A 15904-nucleotide genomic window follows, 5' to 3' on the forward strand; every position below is an offset into this window, starting at 1 on the left:
GGGTGTCGAGGCCGGTCCAGCCGGTGAGGGTGCCGGCGCGGTCCGGGTAGACCAGGACGAAGCCGGTGGCCGGCCCGGGGTCGTCGGGCGGGGCGTCGAGGAGGGCGGGTCGGCGGCCGAGGGTGGTGTCGACGAGCGCCTCGTAGATGTTGACGCCGAGGCGCCGGCACAGCGCCTCGCCGACCAGGGCGCCGCCGATCCGCCGGTTGATCTCGACGAGTTCCGGGCCGTCGGCGGTGAGCACGAACTCGACGTGCGCGAAGCCGGCGTCGTGCCCCACGGCGGCCAGCAGCCGGCCCACCCACTCGGCGACCCGTGTCGCCTCCGGCGCCGGCAGCGCCACGGGGAAGGCCGCGGCCTCCTCGCGCGCCGCCGGCTGCGGCGAGAGCAGCCGGCCGCACACGCCGAGCAGCCGGGTCCGGCCCGCCCAGCTCAGGGTCTCCGCGCTGTACAGCGGCCCGGCCAGCAGCGGTTCGGCGAACAGCCGCCCGCGCAGCGGGGTGTCGGCGGCCTCGGCCAGCGCGGCGCGCAGCGCCGGCTCGTCGCGGACCAGCCAGACGCCGCGCGACGAGGTGCCGGCGGTGTCCTTCAGCACCGCCGGCAGCCCGATCGCCGCGAGGACGGCGGCGGCCGCCGCGTCGCGGTCCAGGCCGTCGAGCGGCCGGGCGGGCAGCCGGCTGAGGCCGCGGTCGTGGAGCAGGGCACGGACCCGGGACTTGTCGCGGACCAGCCGGACGGCCGCCGGGTCGGGACCCGGCAGGCCGAGGTCGGCGGCCAGGTCGGCGGCCACCACGCCGAAGGTGTCCGTGGAGTTGACCAGCCCGGCCAGGTCGGGGACGGCGGCCAGCGCGGCGGCCGAGGCCGTGGTGTCCAGGGTGTCGACGTCGACGATGTCGAGGGCGTCGGGCGGGAGGTGGGCGAGCTCGTGGCGGTAGACGCCGCGGTCCGAGGTGAGCAGGCACAGCCGGTGCCCGGCGGTGGCGGCCGCCTCGACCAGCCGGCCGACGCCGAAGGAGAGCAGTTCGAGCGCGGCGATGGTCATGGCACGTCCTCCAGGACGGTCGCGGTGGGTCGCTCGGGACGGGCCCGCTCGGGGGCGGCGGCGCGGCCCCAGGCCATGACCGACCAGGGCGGCGCGAGCTCCGCCAGGTCGGTGATGCGGCGGGGCCGCAGCACGCGTGGGTCCGCCGCCTCGCGGTGCCGGGCGAAGGCCCGCTCCACGTAGCGGTGTCCGGTGTCGGGGCCGATGACCAGGTGGGTGCGCTCCGGGGCGTGCGCGGCCTCCCAGCCGGCGGCCAGATAGGCGGCGCCGGTGGACAGTCCGGCGAAGACGGCGTGGTCGCGGAGCAGCGCGACCGCGCCCGCGGTGGCGTGCCGGAAGTCGATCCAGTGCAGCGTGTCGTAGAGCCGGTGGCGCACGTTGTCGAACGGGATGGCGCTGCCGATGCCGGCGATGATCGCCTCCGGGTCGCTCAGGTGGTCGCTGCCGAACGTGACGCTGCCGAACGGCTGGAGCCCGACGAGCCGCACGTCGAGGCCGCGTCGGCGCAGCGGCAGCACGAGCCCGGCCGTCGAGGCGCCGGTGCCGACGGCGCCGACGACGGTGAGCGCGGCCCCCGGCAGCGCGGCGGCGACCAGGTCGGCGAACTCGCGGTAGCCGGTGTAGTGGACGGGGTCGTGGTACTGCCGCATCCAGTGGGTGTCCGGGCGTTCGGCGAGGAGTTCGCGGACCCGGCGGACCCGCCGCTCCTGGTCGAGGCGGAGGTCGCTTGAGGGCGGCATCTGGTCGACCGTGGCGCCCAGGATCTCCAGCTGGACCCGCATGGTGACGTCCACGGTGGTGGAGGCGACGATGTGGCAGCGCAGCCCGTACCGGTGGCAGGCGAGTGCGAGGGCGAGCGCGTAGATCCCGCTGGAGCTGTCGATCAGGGTCTGCCCCCGGTGGATCGTGCCGCGGTCGAGCAGGGTGCGGACGGCGCCGAGCGCCGCGTACACCTTGAGTGTCTCGAAGCGGGCGAGCAGCGTGTTGGGGGTGAGCCTGACCAGGTCGGGGGCCTTGATGGCGTCGGTGACGTGCTCGTGGATGGGCGCGCGCACGGCGGTCACCCGGCGGTGCCGGGTCGGGTGCCGCGGACGACCAGCCGGCTGGCGTGCTGGTCGTAGGGCGAGCCGTCGAAGCCGCCGTGGCAGGCGACGTCGGTGAACCCGGCCGCCTCGAACAGCTCGCACAGCTCGGCGCCGCTGTAGAGCCAGCAGGTGAGCGACGCCTCCCGGGCGGTGCCGTCCCGGACCAGCGTCCAGTCGGTGCGCAGCCGCCGCCAGCCGTCCAGCACGGTGTCGCGCTGGACGACGTAGCCGCCGTCCTCGAGTTCGACGAGCTGTGGGCGGCCGATCCAGCCGGCCAGCACCTCCTTGCCGAGCACGTCGACGATCAACTGCCCGCCGGGGGTGAGCGAATCGTGGGCGTTGCGCAGCACCAGGGCGTTCTCGGCCGGGTCGTCGAAATAGCCGAAGGACGTGAAGACGTTGAGCACCACGTCGAAGGAATCGGGTTCGCGGAACGTGCGCATATCGGCGGTCAGGAGCCGGGGAGTGGTGACGCCGGCCTGCGTGCAGGCTATTTCCGCACGTTTCAGCATGGCCGGGCTCAGATCGACTCCGGTGACCCGGTAACCGCAGCGCGCCAGGGGGACCAGAAACAGCCCGGGGCCACAGCAGAGATCCAACACCCGGGCGCCTTCAGGGAATTCGAGCAGCGGCGCGCCGGCCACCAGACGGGCCACCTCGTCGGCCCTGCGGGCCGAGAACATCGTGCTTGCGAAATCCGACCATAAAGTCTCGTCCTCGTACCACCGCATGTGCGCGCACCTCGGTTCCGGAGAGAGCGGGGAGGGGGAGGGCTTTCTTCGCCGCGCGGAACGGTAGTTCATCGGCCGAGGGCTGACAAGAAGGAAAGGGATATGGAAAAGGCGGGAACCGGCGCGGTATTCCGGCCGACTTATAGTCGGTCGGAACCGCCCGTCGGTTCCCGGCCGGCCGGAAGGCGCCGCACGGTGAGCAGGCCGCCGAACCCGGGGATCAGGGAGCACCAGCGGGCGGCCGGGATGTCGGTGGTGTGCCAGGTGACCGCGATGGTCACGAGGTAGGCGGTGCCGTGCACGGGCCCGGCCAGCGAGCTGACGGCCGGCAGGTGCGCGGTGAACAGGTTGGCGAGGAGCAGGACGAGGGAGGCGGCCTCGACGGCGGCCGCCACGCGCAGGATCCGCATGCCGTTCACGCCCCCGTGGTCGAGCCGGGGCGCACGATCATCAGCACCACGACGATCGCCCAGAGCAGGTTGAAGACCCCGGTCAGCATGGCGAGTCGGGCCGCGGCGCCCGGATCGCCCGCACCGCCGGCCGGCGCCGCGAGCACCTGCCGCTGGCCGGGCAGGACGGCCATCGCCAGCACGGCCGCGGCGACGGCGGTGAGGACGATCGACGTGATCAGCCAGGCGTCGGTGAGGACGCCGAGCTGGGCGCCGGTGGCCAGGCCGAACACCGGGACGGCGATGCCGAAGGCCGCGTAGCCGCGGCATATCCGGTGCAGCAGCGCCGCGCCGGCGCCCGGCTCCGGCAGCCGCGCGTAGCGGGGAAAGATCGAGGCCGCGACGGCGACCGGGCCGACGGCCAGGATCGCGGCGAGGACGTGGAGGGACAACAGAAGTTTGGCCACGGGGGGTTCCTCCTGCGAGGCGGAGTGGCGGGATAGGCAGCCTATATATTGGCTGCCAACGCATAGTACGCCAAGGGTGCGCGTCGCGCGCCGCCCGTCCCCGCCCTCGTTGAACGCGGGGCAATATCGATGTGAACCAACTCCACGAAGCCGTCCCACCGTTTCACCGCGCCTGCACTCTCCCCGTACTGTGCGGCTGGCACCACGGAGGCGACGTAGGGCGAACACCGTGCGTAGGCGCACGGGGTGGGGAAGGGGTCCGAAGTGGACGGGGGCCTGGGCAAGTCAGGGTTAACACCCGCACTGCGATGTCAGATCGACCGGGCCCCGGGAGGCAGTGGTTTCCACTGGCGGCTCAGCACCCTGAACGGGCGCGTGGTGGCCGTGTCCGCGGAGTCCTACCCGGACCACGACGGCTGCCGCGCCGCGTTCGACGAGGTGTGCCGGCTGGCCGCCGAGTTGGCCGACACCATCCAGCACACCCACGACGGCGCCGGCTGGACGTGGCACGCCCGCACCTCGGACGGCCGCCGGGTCGCCCGCTCGGCCCGCGCGTACGAGCGCCACGCCACCTGCCAGTCCGCCGCCGCCCGGTTCCGGCTGCTGCTCGCCGGACACGTCGCGGCCGGTCAGCGCACCGGCTGACGCCGCCGGGGCGCCGCCCGGGCTTCCCGCGAAGTTCCCCCTCGGTGGCGCCTCGTTCACGTTCGCGTCCGTCCTCGGCAGCCGCCCGGGAGGAACGTTCGGGCGGCAGGGGAACGGGACTTCGAGGGGGACGGCGTGGCGAACGGTGTCGAGACCATCCAACGGGCGACGGAGCCGGTGCCGCGCCGGCCGCACTCCGACAGCGGCTGGGCGGACCGGCTCTTCCGCTCCACGCTGCGCGGCGGCGGGTTCCTCGTCCTGCTGGTCATGTCGCTGGTCGGCGGGTTCCTCGCCTACCGCGCCTGGGAGGCGCTGAGCGAGGCAGGCACCTCGTTCCTCACCACCGAGACCTGGGAGCCGGACGTCGGCGAGTTCGGCATCGCGGCCGTCATCACCGGCACCGCCATGATCGCCGCCGTCGCCATCGCCATCGCCGTGCCGCTGGCCCTCGGCACCGCCCTCTACATCTCGGAGTACGCGCCGCCCCGGTTACGGCGCACGCTGGTCAGCCTCGTCGACCTGATGGCCGCCGTGCCGTCCGTGGTGTACGGACTGTGGGGACTCTTCTTCCTCCAGGGCGAGATCGTCGGCCTGGCCCGCTGGATCTCCACCTACTTCGGCTGGTTCCCGCCGTTCGACGTGACCGGCGCCGACCCGCGCGACCCGCTGGCCACCGCCACCGTCTACACGGCCTCCACCTTCATCGCCGGCCTGGTCGTCGCCCTGATGGTCGCCCCGATCATCTGCTCCATCATGCGCGAGGTGTTCTCGCAGACCCCGGTCGGCGAGCGCGAGGGCGCGCTGGCCCTCGGCGCCACCCGCTGGGGCGTGATCAGCTCCGTCGTCCTGCCGTTCGGCCGCGGCGGCATGATCGGCGGCACGATGCTCGGCCTGGGCCGGGCGCTGGGCGAGACCATCGGCGTCTACATGATCATCTCGCCGGTCTTCGACATCCAGTGGCACGTCCTCCAGACCGGCGGCAACTCGGTCTCCGCGCTGATCGCCCTGCGCTACGGCGAGGCCACCTCCTTCGGCATGTCCGCGCTGATGGCCGCCGGCCTCGCGCTCTTCGTCGTGACGCTCATCGTCAACTTCGCCGCCTCCTCGATCGTCGCCCGGAGCCGCTCGGGCGCCGAGTCCGACTCCTGACCCCCGCGTTCGCCACGCCCCACCGACCTCGACCACCCCGACCGGGAAGAGCCGCATGGGAACGATCACCGAACACCGCACGCCGGCGGGGCACGTGGCGCCCACGCCACGGCCGCCCGAGGAGCGGCGCAGGCTCGGCACGCTGCGCGCCACCGACGTGTACGCCGCCGTGGGCGCCGCCCTCGCCGCGCTCAGCATCACCTTCCTGCTGTTCACCCGGTTCACCGGGTTCACCGGCGGCCTCGGCTTCGCCGCCACCGCCTACGCCCTCTTCCTCGGCCTCTACACGCTGCTGGTCTCGCTCGAGGAGGACGGCCCCGCCGTGCGCGACCGCGTGGCCTCGGTGATCGTGCACAGCCTCGCCGCGCTGACGCTGGCCGCGCTCGTGTTCGTCGTCCTCTACACCCTGCTGGAGGGGCGCGAGGCGCTGGGCAACCTCAACTTCTTCACCGAGGACCTGGTCGCGGCGGGACCGCTCGACCCGATCACCGTCGGCGGCATCCGGCACGCCGTCGTCGGGACGCTCGTCGAGATCACCATCGCGCTGCTGATCACCGTGCCCACCGGCCTGGTGTGCGCCGTGTTCCTCAACGAGGTGCCGGGACGCCTCGCGCGCTTCGTCCGCACCATCGTCGAGGCGATGACCGCCCTGCCGTCCATCGTCGCCGGCCTGTTCGTGTACGCCACCGCCATCCTGGCGCTCGGCCTGGAGAAGTCGGCGCTCGCCGCCGGCCTGGCGCTCTCCGTGATGATGCTGCCGATCATCATCCGCTCCGCCGACGTCGTGCTCCGGCTGGTGCCAGGCACCCTCCGCGAGGCGGCCTACGCCACCGGCGCCCCGCGCTGGCGCACCGTCTGGCACGTGGTGCTGCCCACCGCCAGGTCCGGGCTCACCACGGCCGTCATCCTCGGCACCGCCCGCGGCATCGGGGAGACGTCCCCGGTGCTGCTGACCGCCGGCTACGCCACCGACACCAACACCGACCCGCTGCACGGCGCCATGACGTCGCTGCCGCTGGCCGCCTTCCAACTGGTGCGATCCCCGGAACCCGCCTACATCGCGCGCGGGTTCGGCGCCGCCGCGGTGCTGATGGCGCTCGTCCTCCTGCTGTTCGTGCTCGCCCGGATCATCGGCGGCCGCGGCCCCGGCCAGCTCAGCCGCCGACAGGAGCACCGCCGCGTCGCCGGCTCGGCCCGCGACCTGCGACGCATCGAGTCCCGCCGCGCCGGCCCGACCAACGGGCCGGGCGCACCAGGCAAACCCGCGAGGAGTCACCCGTGATCACCGCCCGCGCGCGAAGCGCGCTGACCGCCGTGGCGCTGGCGCTGAGCCTGCTGCTCGCCGCCGGCACCCCGTCGGCGTCCGGCGCCACCTACGCCCGCATCAGCGGCGCCGGCTCCACCTGGAGCGAGAACGCGCTCCGGAGTTGGAGTACCGACGTCTCCCAGTACGGCATGCCGGTGCAGTACGCGGGCACCGGCTCGTCCGACGGCCGCAACCAGTTCCGCGAGGGCAACGTGGACTTCGCGGTCTCGGAGATCCCGTACGGCCTGCGCGACCTCGGCCGCCTCGACACCCCGCCGCGCCGCGGCTACGCCTACATGCCGATCGTGGCCGGCGGCACCGCGTTCATGTACAACCTCACCATCAACGGCCGGCGGGTCACCAACCTGCGGCTCTCCGGCGAGGTCATCACCCGGATCTTCACCGGCGTCATCACCCAGTGGAACGACCCGCGGATCGCCGAGGACAACCCGGGGCTCGCGCTGCCGGCGCGCCGCATCATCCCCGTGGTCCGCTCCGACGGCTCCGGCACCACGGCGCAGTTCACCACCTGGATGGCCGAGACGCACGGCGGCCTGTGGAACGACTACTGCCGCGCCGCCGGCCAGCGCACGCCCTGCGGCATGACGTCGAACTACCCGGTCGTCTCCGGGCGCGGCTTCATCGCCCAGAACGGCTCGCTCGGCGTCTCCGGCTACGTGCGGCAGAACTACGCCGAGGGCGCCATCACCTACGTCGAGTACTCCTACGCGAGCAACGCCAACTTCCCCGTGGCGAAGGTGCTCAACGCCTCGAACTACTACGTGGAGCCCACCGCCTCCGCCGTCGCCGTGTCGCTGCTGAACGCCCGGATCAACGAGGACGAGGGCTCCTCCCAGTACCTGACGCAGAACCTCGACGGCGTCTACCGGTCCGACGACCGACGGTCCTACCCGCTGTCCAGCTACAGCTACATGATCATCCCCACCGACCTGTCGCGACCGCTGACCGAGGACAAGGGCCGCACCCTCAGCGCCTTCGCCAACTACTTCCTGTGCGAGGGCCAGCAGGACGCCGAGGAGCTCGGCTACTCGCCGCTGCCCATCAACCTCGTCCAGGCGGGCTTCGACCAGGTCAGGCGCATCCCGGGCGCCGAGACCGAGGGCATCGACATCCGGGAGTGCCGCAACCCGACGTTCTCCACCGACGGCACCAACACCCTGGCCGAGAACGCCCCCTACCCGCCCGACTGCGACCGGCGCGGCGAGACCCAGTGCGCCACCGGCACCGGCGGCGCCCGGAACCCGACCGACAACTCGGGCAACGGGGGCGGCGGTTCGGGCGGCGGCGGCTCCGGCGACACGGGGGGCTCCACCGCCTCGGGCGGCTCCGGCGGGGCCGGCGGCTCGGGTGACACCGGCGGGCCGGGCGCGACCGGCGGCGCCGGCGGCGAGTCCGGCGGCGACGCGGCCACCGGCGACTCCGGGGCCGACGCGGCCGCCGGCGGCACGGACGGCGGCGGCGTCATCGACCCCGAGACCGGCGAGTACCTCGACGCGGACGGCGGCGCCGGAGGTGCCCAACAGGTCATCGGCACCCCGGTCGCGGTCGGCGCCGAGTCGTTCTGGGGCCTGCGCACCGCGCTGATGATGGTCACCGCCCTGCTGGTGGTCGGCGTGATCGTCGGCCCCCCGGTGCTGGCCAGGTACCTCGCCGGCCGCGACCGAAGGAGGACCGGTGCGGGCACCGCGTGACATCCGACTGCTCTCCGGGCTGACCGCCGCCCTCGCCGGGCTGCTCCTGGTGCTCCTGCCGGTGCCGGGCGGCGGCGTCGCGCACGCCGACGACGGCTCGGCGGTGACCGTGCGCGGCCGGGCCGGCGCCCTGGACGACTTCTCGAACCTCGAGGTGACCGTCCACCAGACCACGAACCTGCGCACCCAGGGGGTGCGGGTCAGCTGGCGCGGCGGGGCCGCGACCGACGGCGCCTTCGGCCACCACTACCTCCAGATCATGCAGTGCCGGGGGGACGCGGCGACCGGCCCGACGCCCGAGCAGTGCCAGTTCGGGCTCTCCAACGTCTCCGGAGTGGGCGGCCGGCACACCCACCTGAGGGTCGTCGGCCAGGACACCGACCCGCGGGAGACCAGGACCGGCGGCTTCGTGCCGTTCCGGCCCGTCACGGGCGACCCCACCGAGACCGCCTACGACACCACCTACTTCAACCAGTTCACCACCAACGAACAGCCCTACACCCGCACCGGCGCGGACGGCGCGGGCGAGACCGTCTTCGAGCTCCAGGCCGGCGTCGACGCCCCCCACCTCGGCTGCGGCGCCGTCGAGACCACCGGCGCCACGCCCGAGCCGTGCTGGCTGGTCGTCGTGCCCCGCGGGGCGCACGACGCGGACGGCACGACGGGCGAGAACAGCCGGCTCCAGACGTCCCCGCTGTCCGCCTCCAACTGGGCCCAGCGGCTCCAGGTCCGCCTCGACTTCCTGCCCACCGGCGAGTACTGCCCGATCGGCCAGCCCGAACTGCCCAGCTACGGCTCCGAGATGGTCGCCGACGCGATGGCCGCCTGGCGGCCCACCCTGTGCACCTCGCTCGGCACCACCTACGGCTACCTGTCCGACGACGAGGAGACCGGGCGCGGCAGAGCCGGCGCGGCCGACGCCGATCGCGGGGCACTCGGCTTCGTCCAGGACCCGGTGGTGCCGGCCGAGGGCTCCCCACCCGTCGTGCACGCGCCGGTCGCGGTCTCCGGGCTCACCGTCGCCTTCACCGTCGACGACCTCGACGGCTCCCCGATGTCCAGCCTGCGGCTCAACGCCCGGCTGGTCGCCAAGCTGCTGACCAGCACCTACCTGCGGGACGTGCCCGACGGCGCCCACCAGGAGCATCTGGCGGGCAACCCGGAGAGCCTGACCTGCGACCCCGAGTTCCTGGAGCTCAACCCCGCGTTCGAGGGCTGGCCCTGCCACTACGCGCCGGACGCGCTGATCGTGCCGTCCAGCCACTCCGACGCCTTCGCCCTGCTCTGGCGCTGGCTCCAGGCCGACCCGGAGGCCCGCGCGTTCCTCGGCGGCGAGCCCGACGACTGGGGCACCCGGCCGAACCGCTACCACGTGGCCGGCAACCTCGACGAGCCGCCCGCCGCCAGGTCCTTCCCCAAGGACGACCCGACCCGAGCCGTGCCGCTCGGCCCCTCGGTCCCCGAGGACGCCCGCTACGGGGTGGTGGACCTGCGCCCCTACGTCAGCGACCTGCACGCCGGGGCCACCGCGGCCCGCCGCGCCGACAGCGGGGAGCGGCTGACCTGGGACCCGAGCCGCACCCCGCCGGGGCTCGTCGCGACCGGGCCGGACGCCATCGGCCGCCGGTTCCAACTGGCCCTCACCGACGCGGCGTCCGCCAGCCGGCTCGGCCTGCCCACCGCGCAGCTGCCCAACGCCGACGGCCGTTGGACGCGTCCGACCGAGGACGCGCTGCTGGCGGCGGTCGACGCGATGGCGGACGGCCCGGTGCCCGGGGTGCTGGCACCGGAACCGACACGGGCCCGCGGCGCGGCCTACCCGCTGACCACCGTCACCTACGCCGCCGCCTCCACCGCCATGTCGGCCGAGGACCGCGGCGCCTACGCCGAGCTGATCTCCTACGTGGCGGGCCCGGGACAGCGGCAGGGCGTCGGCAACGGGCAACTGCCCCCCGGCTACGCCCCGCTCCCCGAGGAACTTCGGGAGACGGCGGCCGACGCCGCGCGCCGGCTGATCGCGGGCCCGCCGGCGGACGGCGACCCGGGCGGCGCGTCGGGCGGCGACGCGGCGGCCGGGTCAGGAAGCGCCGGCGGCGGCTCGGCGGCGGGCGGCGGCTTCGGCGACGCGTCCGGCGGCCTGGCCGGCGGCGTGGGCGACGCGGGCGGCGCGGGCGACGGGGTCGACACCGGCTCGGCCGCCGGCGGCGACCAGGGCGGCCCGGAGGCCGCGACCGATCCACCGCCCGGGGAGTCGGGCGGCGGCGAGGCGGACGGCGAGGAGGAGAACCTGGCCAGGTCCGGCGCCACCACTCCCGAGACGGTGCTCGGCATCATCCGCTGGGTGTTGCTCGTGGCCCTTGTCACGGGCGTCGTGGGAGCGGTCGTCGGACCCCTGCTCGCGCGCCGGGGACTGGTGCGTCCGCTTCCCGGTACGAGACATCTCCGGGAGGGAAAATCTTTGACTTCCTGATCTCCGTTCAGTTAACGGACCGGGCGGGCGGAGTTGGTGTACGTAAAGGCCCGTCGATGGAAATCTGTATTCCGCTTCACCCGGTGCTCCATCCGGAATTACGGGAATTACGGAGGGAAACGAAAGTGAACGTGAATTCCGTCAGGCGGGCCGCGGTGGCCCTCGCCGGCGCCGCCGCGATCGCCGTCGGCGTCCTCGCGGCCCCCGCGCAGGCCGACCCGAGCGACTTCCGCGGCCTGGTCGGCGTCGGCTCCGACACCACCCAGGACGTGCTGCAGGGGCTGAGCGACGTCGTCATCGACCCCGACGCCGACCCGAGCCTGTTCCTGATCGGCTCGTACCACGCGACCGGCCCGAGCCCGATCCAGACCCGGCCCGACACCTGGCCGAACGACTGCACGATCGCCCGGCCCAACGGCTCGTCCGCCGGCATCGACGCCCTGATCAACGACATCGCGCAGGGCACCGACTGCGTGGACTTCGCCCGCTCCTCGCGCGGCCCGTCCACCGCCGGCACCAACCTGACCTTCGTGCCGTTCGCCATCGACGGCGTGACCTGGGCGGTCCGCTCCGACAGCCCGCTCGCCGGCACCAACCTGACCCGGCAGCAGCTCAGCGACATCTACAACTGCCGCACCACCCAGGTGGGCGGCACCACCGTCAACCCGCTGGTGCCGCAGGCCGGTTCCGGCACCCGCACCTACTGGCTGACCGAACTCCAGGTGCCGAGCGGCGCCCTGCCGTCCTGCGTCCACGACGTGGACACCGCGGGCCAGCAGGTCCAGGAGCACGACGGCTCGGCGCTGCGCGGCGCGGGCGACATCATGCCCTACTCGATCGCCCAGTACATCGCCCAGGCGAACTCGGCCTCCACCGGGGTCGAGGACCGGCGGGGCGCCGCCGCCCTCCAGCAGGTGAACGGCGTGGCGCCGCGCACCGCCCAGGGCACGCTCAACACCGCCTTCCCGATCACCCGCTCCGTCTACAACGTCTTCGAGACCGCCCGCCTCGGCGAGTTCGAGATCGACGACGCCTTCGTGGGCTCCGGCTCGCAGGTCTGCGCCGACGCGGGGGCCCGCAGCACGATCCAGCGCTACGGTTTCGCGCTCAACGCGAACTGCGGCGCCACCAACGTCACCGGAAACCGGTGATGACGCTCTGAAAGTCCCGTTCGCGGGCGCCAAGCCGGACACCGGAAGGTGTTCGGCTCGGCGGCGTTCGGCCGTGTTTCCGATATTCACCTGATTCGCCACTCGGGAAAGTCGACAGGGAAATGATGAATTCCGAAAACCCTCGGGAAGGCCGTGCGGCCCCGCTGCCGCACCGGTTGCTCACCGCCGTGCTGGCGGTGGCCGCGTTGCTGCTGGGCGCCGGCGCCGTGGTCGTCGGCACCGCGGGCCGGGCCAACGCCGTGCTGGAGGGCACGGTGACGCCGAGCCAGACCTCGGGACAGCTCACCGACGTGCCGATGTTCGCTTCGGCGTCAGTCTCCGCCGGCTGCCCCGAGGGCTTCCAGTCCGGCGTCGGCGTCTTCGTCCTGGTCGGCGGCGCCGAGCGGGTGCTCACGCTGCCGATCAGGGACGGCGGCCCCTACGACGCGCCGTTCGACCTCACCATGCCGTCGCTCTACCCGCTGTCCCGCTGGATCGACCCGGCGAACGCGGACGGCAACTACGAGATCCGGGTCCGCTGCCTGCCGGCGAGCGGCACGGCCTCCACCCACTTCTTCGCCTTCCCGATCCAGGTCACCGGCACCACCTGGTCGGTCGTCCAGGCCGATCCGGCGGAGACCACCCTGCGCCTCGCCCTCGATCCGGCCGACCAGGTGATCATCAGCCGGCCCTACACCCTGACGGCCACCGTGACGCCGGCCGAGGCAGAGGGCCTGGTCCGCTTCACCGCCGCCTCCCGGGAGTTGGGCACCGCGCGGGTCGAGAACGGCCGGGCCGAGCTCCGGATCAACGCCGCCTCCACCCCGGGCACCACCACGGTCGCCGCGGCCTTCACGCCGGCCGACCCCACGGCCTTCGCGCCGAGCTCCACGACACCCGTCGACTACGCGACGGTCGAGGAGCCCGGCATCGAGGTCCGCGACGAGAACGAGGACGTCATCGCGGACAACCCGGTCCTCGCACCGGGGCAACGCCTCGTCGTCACGGCCCGCGGCTTCCGGCCGGGCGAGACGGTCGAGGTGACGCTCACCGGCTCCGAGGCCGGGTTCCCCGACGTGGCCGCCCCCGAGGGCACGGTCGCCGAGCACGGGATCACCCTGCCCGAGGACCTGGCGGACGGCGAGTACACGCTGACGCTGACCGGAGCCACCAGCGGCACCGCGGTCCCCTTCCCGTTCACCGTCGGCGAGTCGGACGGCGCTGACGAGGGCGCCGACCAGGGCGGAGACCAGGGTGCCGACGAGGGCACGGACGAGGGCGCCGACGCGGGCACGGACGAAGGGGCTGACGAGGGCGCCGACTCCGGCGCCGACCAGGGCGCGGACGCCGGCGGCGGCGGTGACGCCGGCATCGGCGGCGCCCTGGACGGCGGAGCCTCGGGCGACTCCGGCAGCTCGGGGGGCGTCGGTCCCCGGGGCCCGCTGGCCTCCACCGGCGCCGGCCTCACCGGCGTGGGCGTGCTCGCCGCGCTGCTCGTCGGCACCGGCGCCCTGGTGGTGCGCCGCGCCCACACCGCCGGCCGGCTCCGCGCGTTCGGCCACGCCCCGCGCGACTGACCGCCACCGGGCGGCGGCCGCCCCGGCCGCCGCCCGGCCAGAACCCGACGAGAGGTGCCACCGTGACCGCGACCACGCCACCACCACGGACCCCGGCCGCCCCGGCCGCGTCTCCCGCCACGCCCGACCGGCCGGCGAGGCCGGACTCCGACGTCCGCCTCGTGGTGCCCGGGATCGCGCTGGCGATCCTGTCCGCCCTGCTGCTCGCCTTCGCCGCCGACGTCACCGTCGTCGGGCACTTCCAGCACGCCCGCGCCCAACAGACCGGCTACGCGGAGCTGCGCGAGCGGTTGGCCCTCGGCACCGCGCCCGTGGGACAGACCGACATCGAGGGCCGGCTGCTCGACACCGGAACCCCCGTCGCCCTGCTGCGGATCCGCGCCATCGGGCTGCGCGAGGTCGTCTTCGAGGGCACCGCCTCCGGGGTGCTGATGTCGGGTCCGGGGCACCGCCGCGACACCGTCCTGCCGGGACAGCCGGGCACCAGCGTCGTCATGGGCAGGCAGTGGGCCTACGGCGGCCCTTTCCGCCACCTCGACGAGCTCGCCGCGGGCGACGAGATCGAGATCACCACCGGCCAGGGCGAGCACACCTACCGGGTCACCGGCACCCGGAGCCCGGGCGACCCGGTGCCCGAGCCGCCCGCCTCGGGCCAGGGCCGGCTCACCCTGGTCACCGCCACCGGCGGTCCCTACACCCCCGCCGGCGTGCTGCGGGTGGACGCCGAGCTGGTGACCGACGCCCAACCGGCCCCCGCCCGGGTCCTGGGCGCCGCCGACCTGGCCGCGGCCGAGGACGTGCTGACCGGCGACCAGTCGGCCTGGACGCCCGCCGTGCTCTGGGCCCAGGCGCTGCTGCTCGCCGCCGCGGCCGTCACCTGGGCCCTCCAGCGCTGGGGCCGCTGGCAGGCGTGGATCACCGGCGTGCCGGTGGTCGGCGCCGCCACGCTCGCGCTCACCGACACCCTGGCCCGACTGCTGCCCAACCTGCTGTGACCCGCCCCCGCTTCGGCCACGAAGAACCCGACGAGAGGTTCCACCACCCATGACCGCCACCGACGACACCCTCACCCTGCCGCCCGTGCCGACGCCCGGCGCCGCTCGGCCCGCCACCCTGGAGGCCGAGGGGATCTCGGCCTGGTTCGGCGACCACAAGGTGCTCGACCGGGTCTCGCTGACCATGCCGGCCCAGCGGGTCACCGCCCTGATCGGCCCCTCCGGCTGCGGCAAGTCGACGTTCCTGCGCATCCTCAACCGCATGCACGAGCTCGTCGGCTCCGCCGCCCTGGCCGGCCGGGTGCTGCTCGACGGGCAGGACATCTACGACCGCGGCCGGCGCATCACGCACGCCAGGCGGCAGATCGGCATGGTCTTCCAGAAGCCCAACCCGTTCCCCGCCATGTCCATCCACGACAACGTGCTGGCCGGCCTCAAGCTGAACGGCACCCGCGCCTCGCGCGCCGAGCGGGACGGCCTCGTCGAGGAGTGCCTGACCAAGGCCGGGCTGTGGAAGGAGGTCCGCGACCGGCTGCGGCAGCCGGGCGGCGCGCTCTCCGGCGGCCAGCAGCAACGCCTCTGCATCGCCCGGTCGTTGGCGGTCCGCCCCCGGGTGCTGCTGATGGACGAGCCCTGCTCGGCACTCGACCCCACCTCGACCCGCCGGATCGAACAGACCATCGCCGAGCTGTCCGACGAGGTGACCATCGTCATCGTCACCCACAACATGCAGCAGGCACAGCGGGTCTCGCACCAGTGCGCGTTCTTCCTCGCCGAGCAGGGCACGCCGGGACTGATCGTCGAACACGGACCGACGGACGTCATGTTCGGCTCGCCGAGCGACCAGCGCACCGCCGACTACGTCAACGGCCGCTTCGGCTGAGCGGCGGGGGGACGACGACATGGCCGCACCCCGCCGCGCCGCGGGACTGCTCCTCGGCGTGCTCGCGCTGACCGCGGCGCTCACCAGCGCGTGCGCCCCGGCCCGCCAGGCACCGGCCCGCGCCGACGCCCCCGCGACCGCCGGCCAGGACCCGACCGCCGAACCGGCGCCGGACGGGCCACCGGCCGCCGCGCCCCCGACCACCCCGGCCGCCGAACCGGCGGCCCCGACCCCGGAGCCCGAGCCGGCGCCGTCCGTGCCCGCCACGCCCACGGAACCCGCCCCGGAAGAGCCCACCGGGC

General features: G+C 74.2%; 14 protein-coding genes and 1 pseudogene. 10 read left to right on the forward strand and 5 right to left on the reverse strand.

The genetic code is table 11. The annotated features are described in order from the left end of the window. The 5 genes from E1283_RS15425 to E1283_RS15445 form a co-directional block, all read right to left on the reverse strand. A partial coding sequence (locus tag E1283_RS15425; protein ID WP_132818607.1) for an ATP-grasp domain-containing protein occupies window positions 1-1042 on the reverse strand: 1042 nt, incomplete at its 3' end. Further along, window positions 1039-2097: a pyridoxal-phosphate dependent enzyme gene (locus E1283_RS15430; RefSeq protein ID WP_243744861.1), complete on the reverse strand. Its 1059-nt coding sequence runs from the start codon at window positions 2095-2097 to the stop codon at window positions 1039-1041. The genes E1283_RS15430 and E1283_RS15425, both read right to left, overlap by 4 nt. 5 nt (window positions 2098-2102) lie before the next feature. Continuing rightward, complete coding sequence (locus E1283_RS15435) at window positions 2103-2858, reverse strand: class I SAM-dependent methyltransferase (protein ID WP_132818609.1); 756 nt, start codon at window positions 2856-2858, stop codon at window positions 2103-2105. A 140-nt stretch (window positions 2859-2998) separates the two neighbouring features. Beyond that, window positions 2999-3268 (reverse strand): DUF3817 domain-containing protein, encoded by a 270-nt coding sequence (locus E1283_RS15440; RefSeq protein ID WP_132818610.1) that lies wholly within the window; start codon window positions 3266-3268, stop codon window positions 2999-3001. Between the two features lie 5 nt (window positions 3269-3273). Further along, complete coding sequence (locus tag E1283_RS15445) at window positions 3274-3714, reverse strand: hypothetical protein (RefSeq protein WP_132818611.1); 441 nt, start codon at window positions 3712-3714, stop codon at window positions 3274-3276. A gap of 375 nt (window positions 3715-4089) precedes the next feature. Between E1283_RS15445 and E1283_RS15450 the strand changes: the two genes are divergently transcribed. The 10 genes and pseudogenes from E1283_RS15450 to E1283_RS37305 form a co-directional block, all read left to right on the forward strand. Beyond that, window positions 4090-4359 (forward strand): hypothetical protein, encoded by a 270-nt coding sequence (locus E1283_RS15450; protein WP_165956131.1) that lies wholly within the window; start codon window positions 4090-4092, stop codon window positions 4357-4359. Between the two features lie 135 nt (window positions 4360-4494). Continuing rightward, window positions 4495-5508, forward strand: coding sequence for a phosphate ABC transporter permease subunit PstC (gene pstC / locus E1283_RS15455; protein ID WP_207930414.1), 1014 nt, complete (start codon window positions 4495-4497; stop codon window positions 5506-5508). A gap of 55 nt (window positions 5509-5563) precedes the next feature. Next, complete coding sequence (pstA, locus tag E1283_RS15460) at window positions 5564-6790, forward strand: phosphate ABC transporter permease PstA (protein WP_132818613.1); 1227 nt, start codon at window positions 5564-5566, stop codon at window positions 6788-6790. Next, on the forward strand, window positions 6787-8526 hold the full coding sequence (gene pstS / locus E1283_RS15465) for a phosphate ABC transporter substrate-binding protein PstS (RefSeq protein ID WP_207930415.1): 1740 nt from the start codon (window positions 6787-6789) through the stop codon (window positions 8524-8526). Before pstA ends, pstS begins: the two co-directional genes overlap by 4 nt. Then, window positions 8510-10996, forward strand: a complete 2487-nt coding sequence (locus E1283_RS15470) for a hypothetical protein (protein ID WP_132818614.1) — start codon at window positions 8510-8512, stop codon at window positions 10994-10996. Before pstS ends, E1283_RS15470 begins: the two co-directional genes overlap by 17 nt. A 125-nt stretch (window positions 10997-11121) precedes the next feature. After that, complete coding sequence (locus E1283_RS15475; RefSeq protein WP_165956132.1) at window positions 11122-12147, forward strand: PstS family phosphate ABC transporter substrate-binding protein; 1026 nt, start codon at window positions 11122-11124, stop codon at window positions 12145-12147. A 122-nt stretch (window positions 12148-12269) separates the two neighbouring features. Beyond that, window positions 12270-13724, forward strand: coding sequence for an Ig-like domain repeat protein (locus tag E1283_RS15480; RefSeq protein ID WP_132818616.1), 1455 nt, complete (start codon window positions 12270-12272; stop codon window positions 13722-13724). Window positions 13725-13786: 62 nt separating this feature from the next. Next, window positions 13787-14719, forward strand: coding sequence for a sortase (locus tag E1283_RS15485; protein ID WP_132818617.1), 933 nt, complete (start codon window positions 13787-13789; stop codon window positions 14717-14719). Between the two features lie 49 nt (window positions 14720-14768). Continuing rightward, entirely contained in the window at window positions 14769-15602 is an 834-nt protein-coding gene (locus E1283_RS15490; protein ID WP_132818618.1) for a phosphate ABC transporter ATP-binding protein, read from the forward strand. A 19-nt stretch (window positions 15603-15621) separates the two neighbouring features. Continuing rightward, window positions 15622-15904: pseudogene (locus tag E1283_RS37305) on the forward strand (hypothetical protein); the annotation flags it as partial.

Source organism: Streptomyces hainanensis (assembly GCF_004348415.1).
Taxonomy (GTDB): Bacteria; Actinomycetota; Actinomycetes; order Streptomycetales; family Streptomycetaceae; genus Streptomyces; species Streptomyces hainanensis.

Bases quoted from the DNA above. Each gene is read 5' to 3' on its own strand.
- E1283_RS15435 (WP_132818609.1), bottom strand. From the start codon at position 2,858: ATGCGGTGGTACGAGGACGAGACTTTATGGTCGGATTTCGCAAGCACG.
- E1283_RS15440 (WP_132818610.1), bottom strand. From the start codon at position 3,268: ATGCGGATCCTGCGCGTGGCGGCCGCCGTCGAGGCCGCCTCCCTCGTC.
- pstA (WP_132818613.1), top strand. From the start codon at position 5,564: ATGGGAACGATCACCGAACACCGCACGCCGGCGGGGCACGTGGCGCCC.
- E1283_RS15480 (WP_132818616.1), top strand. From the start codon at position 12,270: ATGATGAATTCCGAAAACCCTCGGGAAGGCCGTGCGGCCCCGCTGCCG.
- E1283_RS15490 (WP_132818618.1), top strand. From the start codon at position 14,769: ATGACCGCCACCGACGACACCCTCACCCTGCCGCCCGTGCCGACGCCC.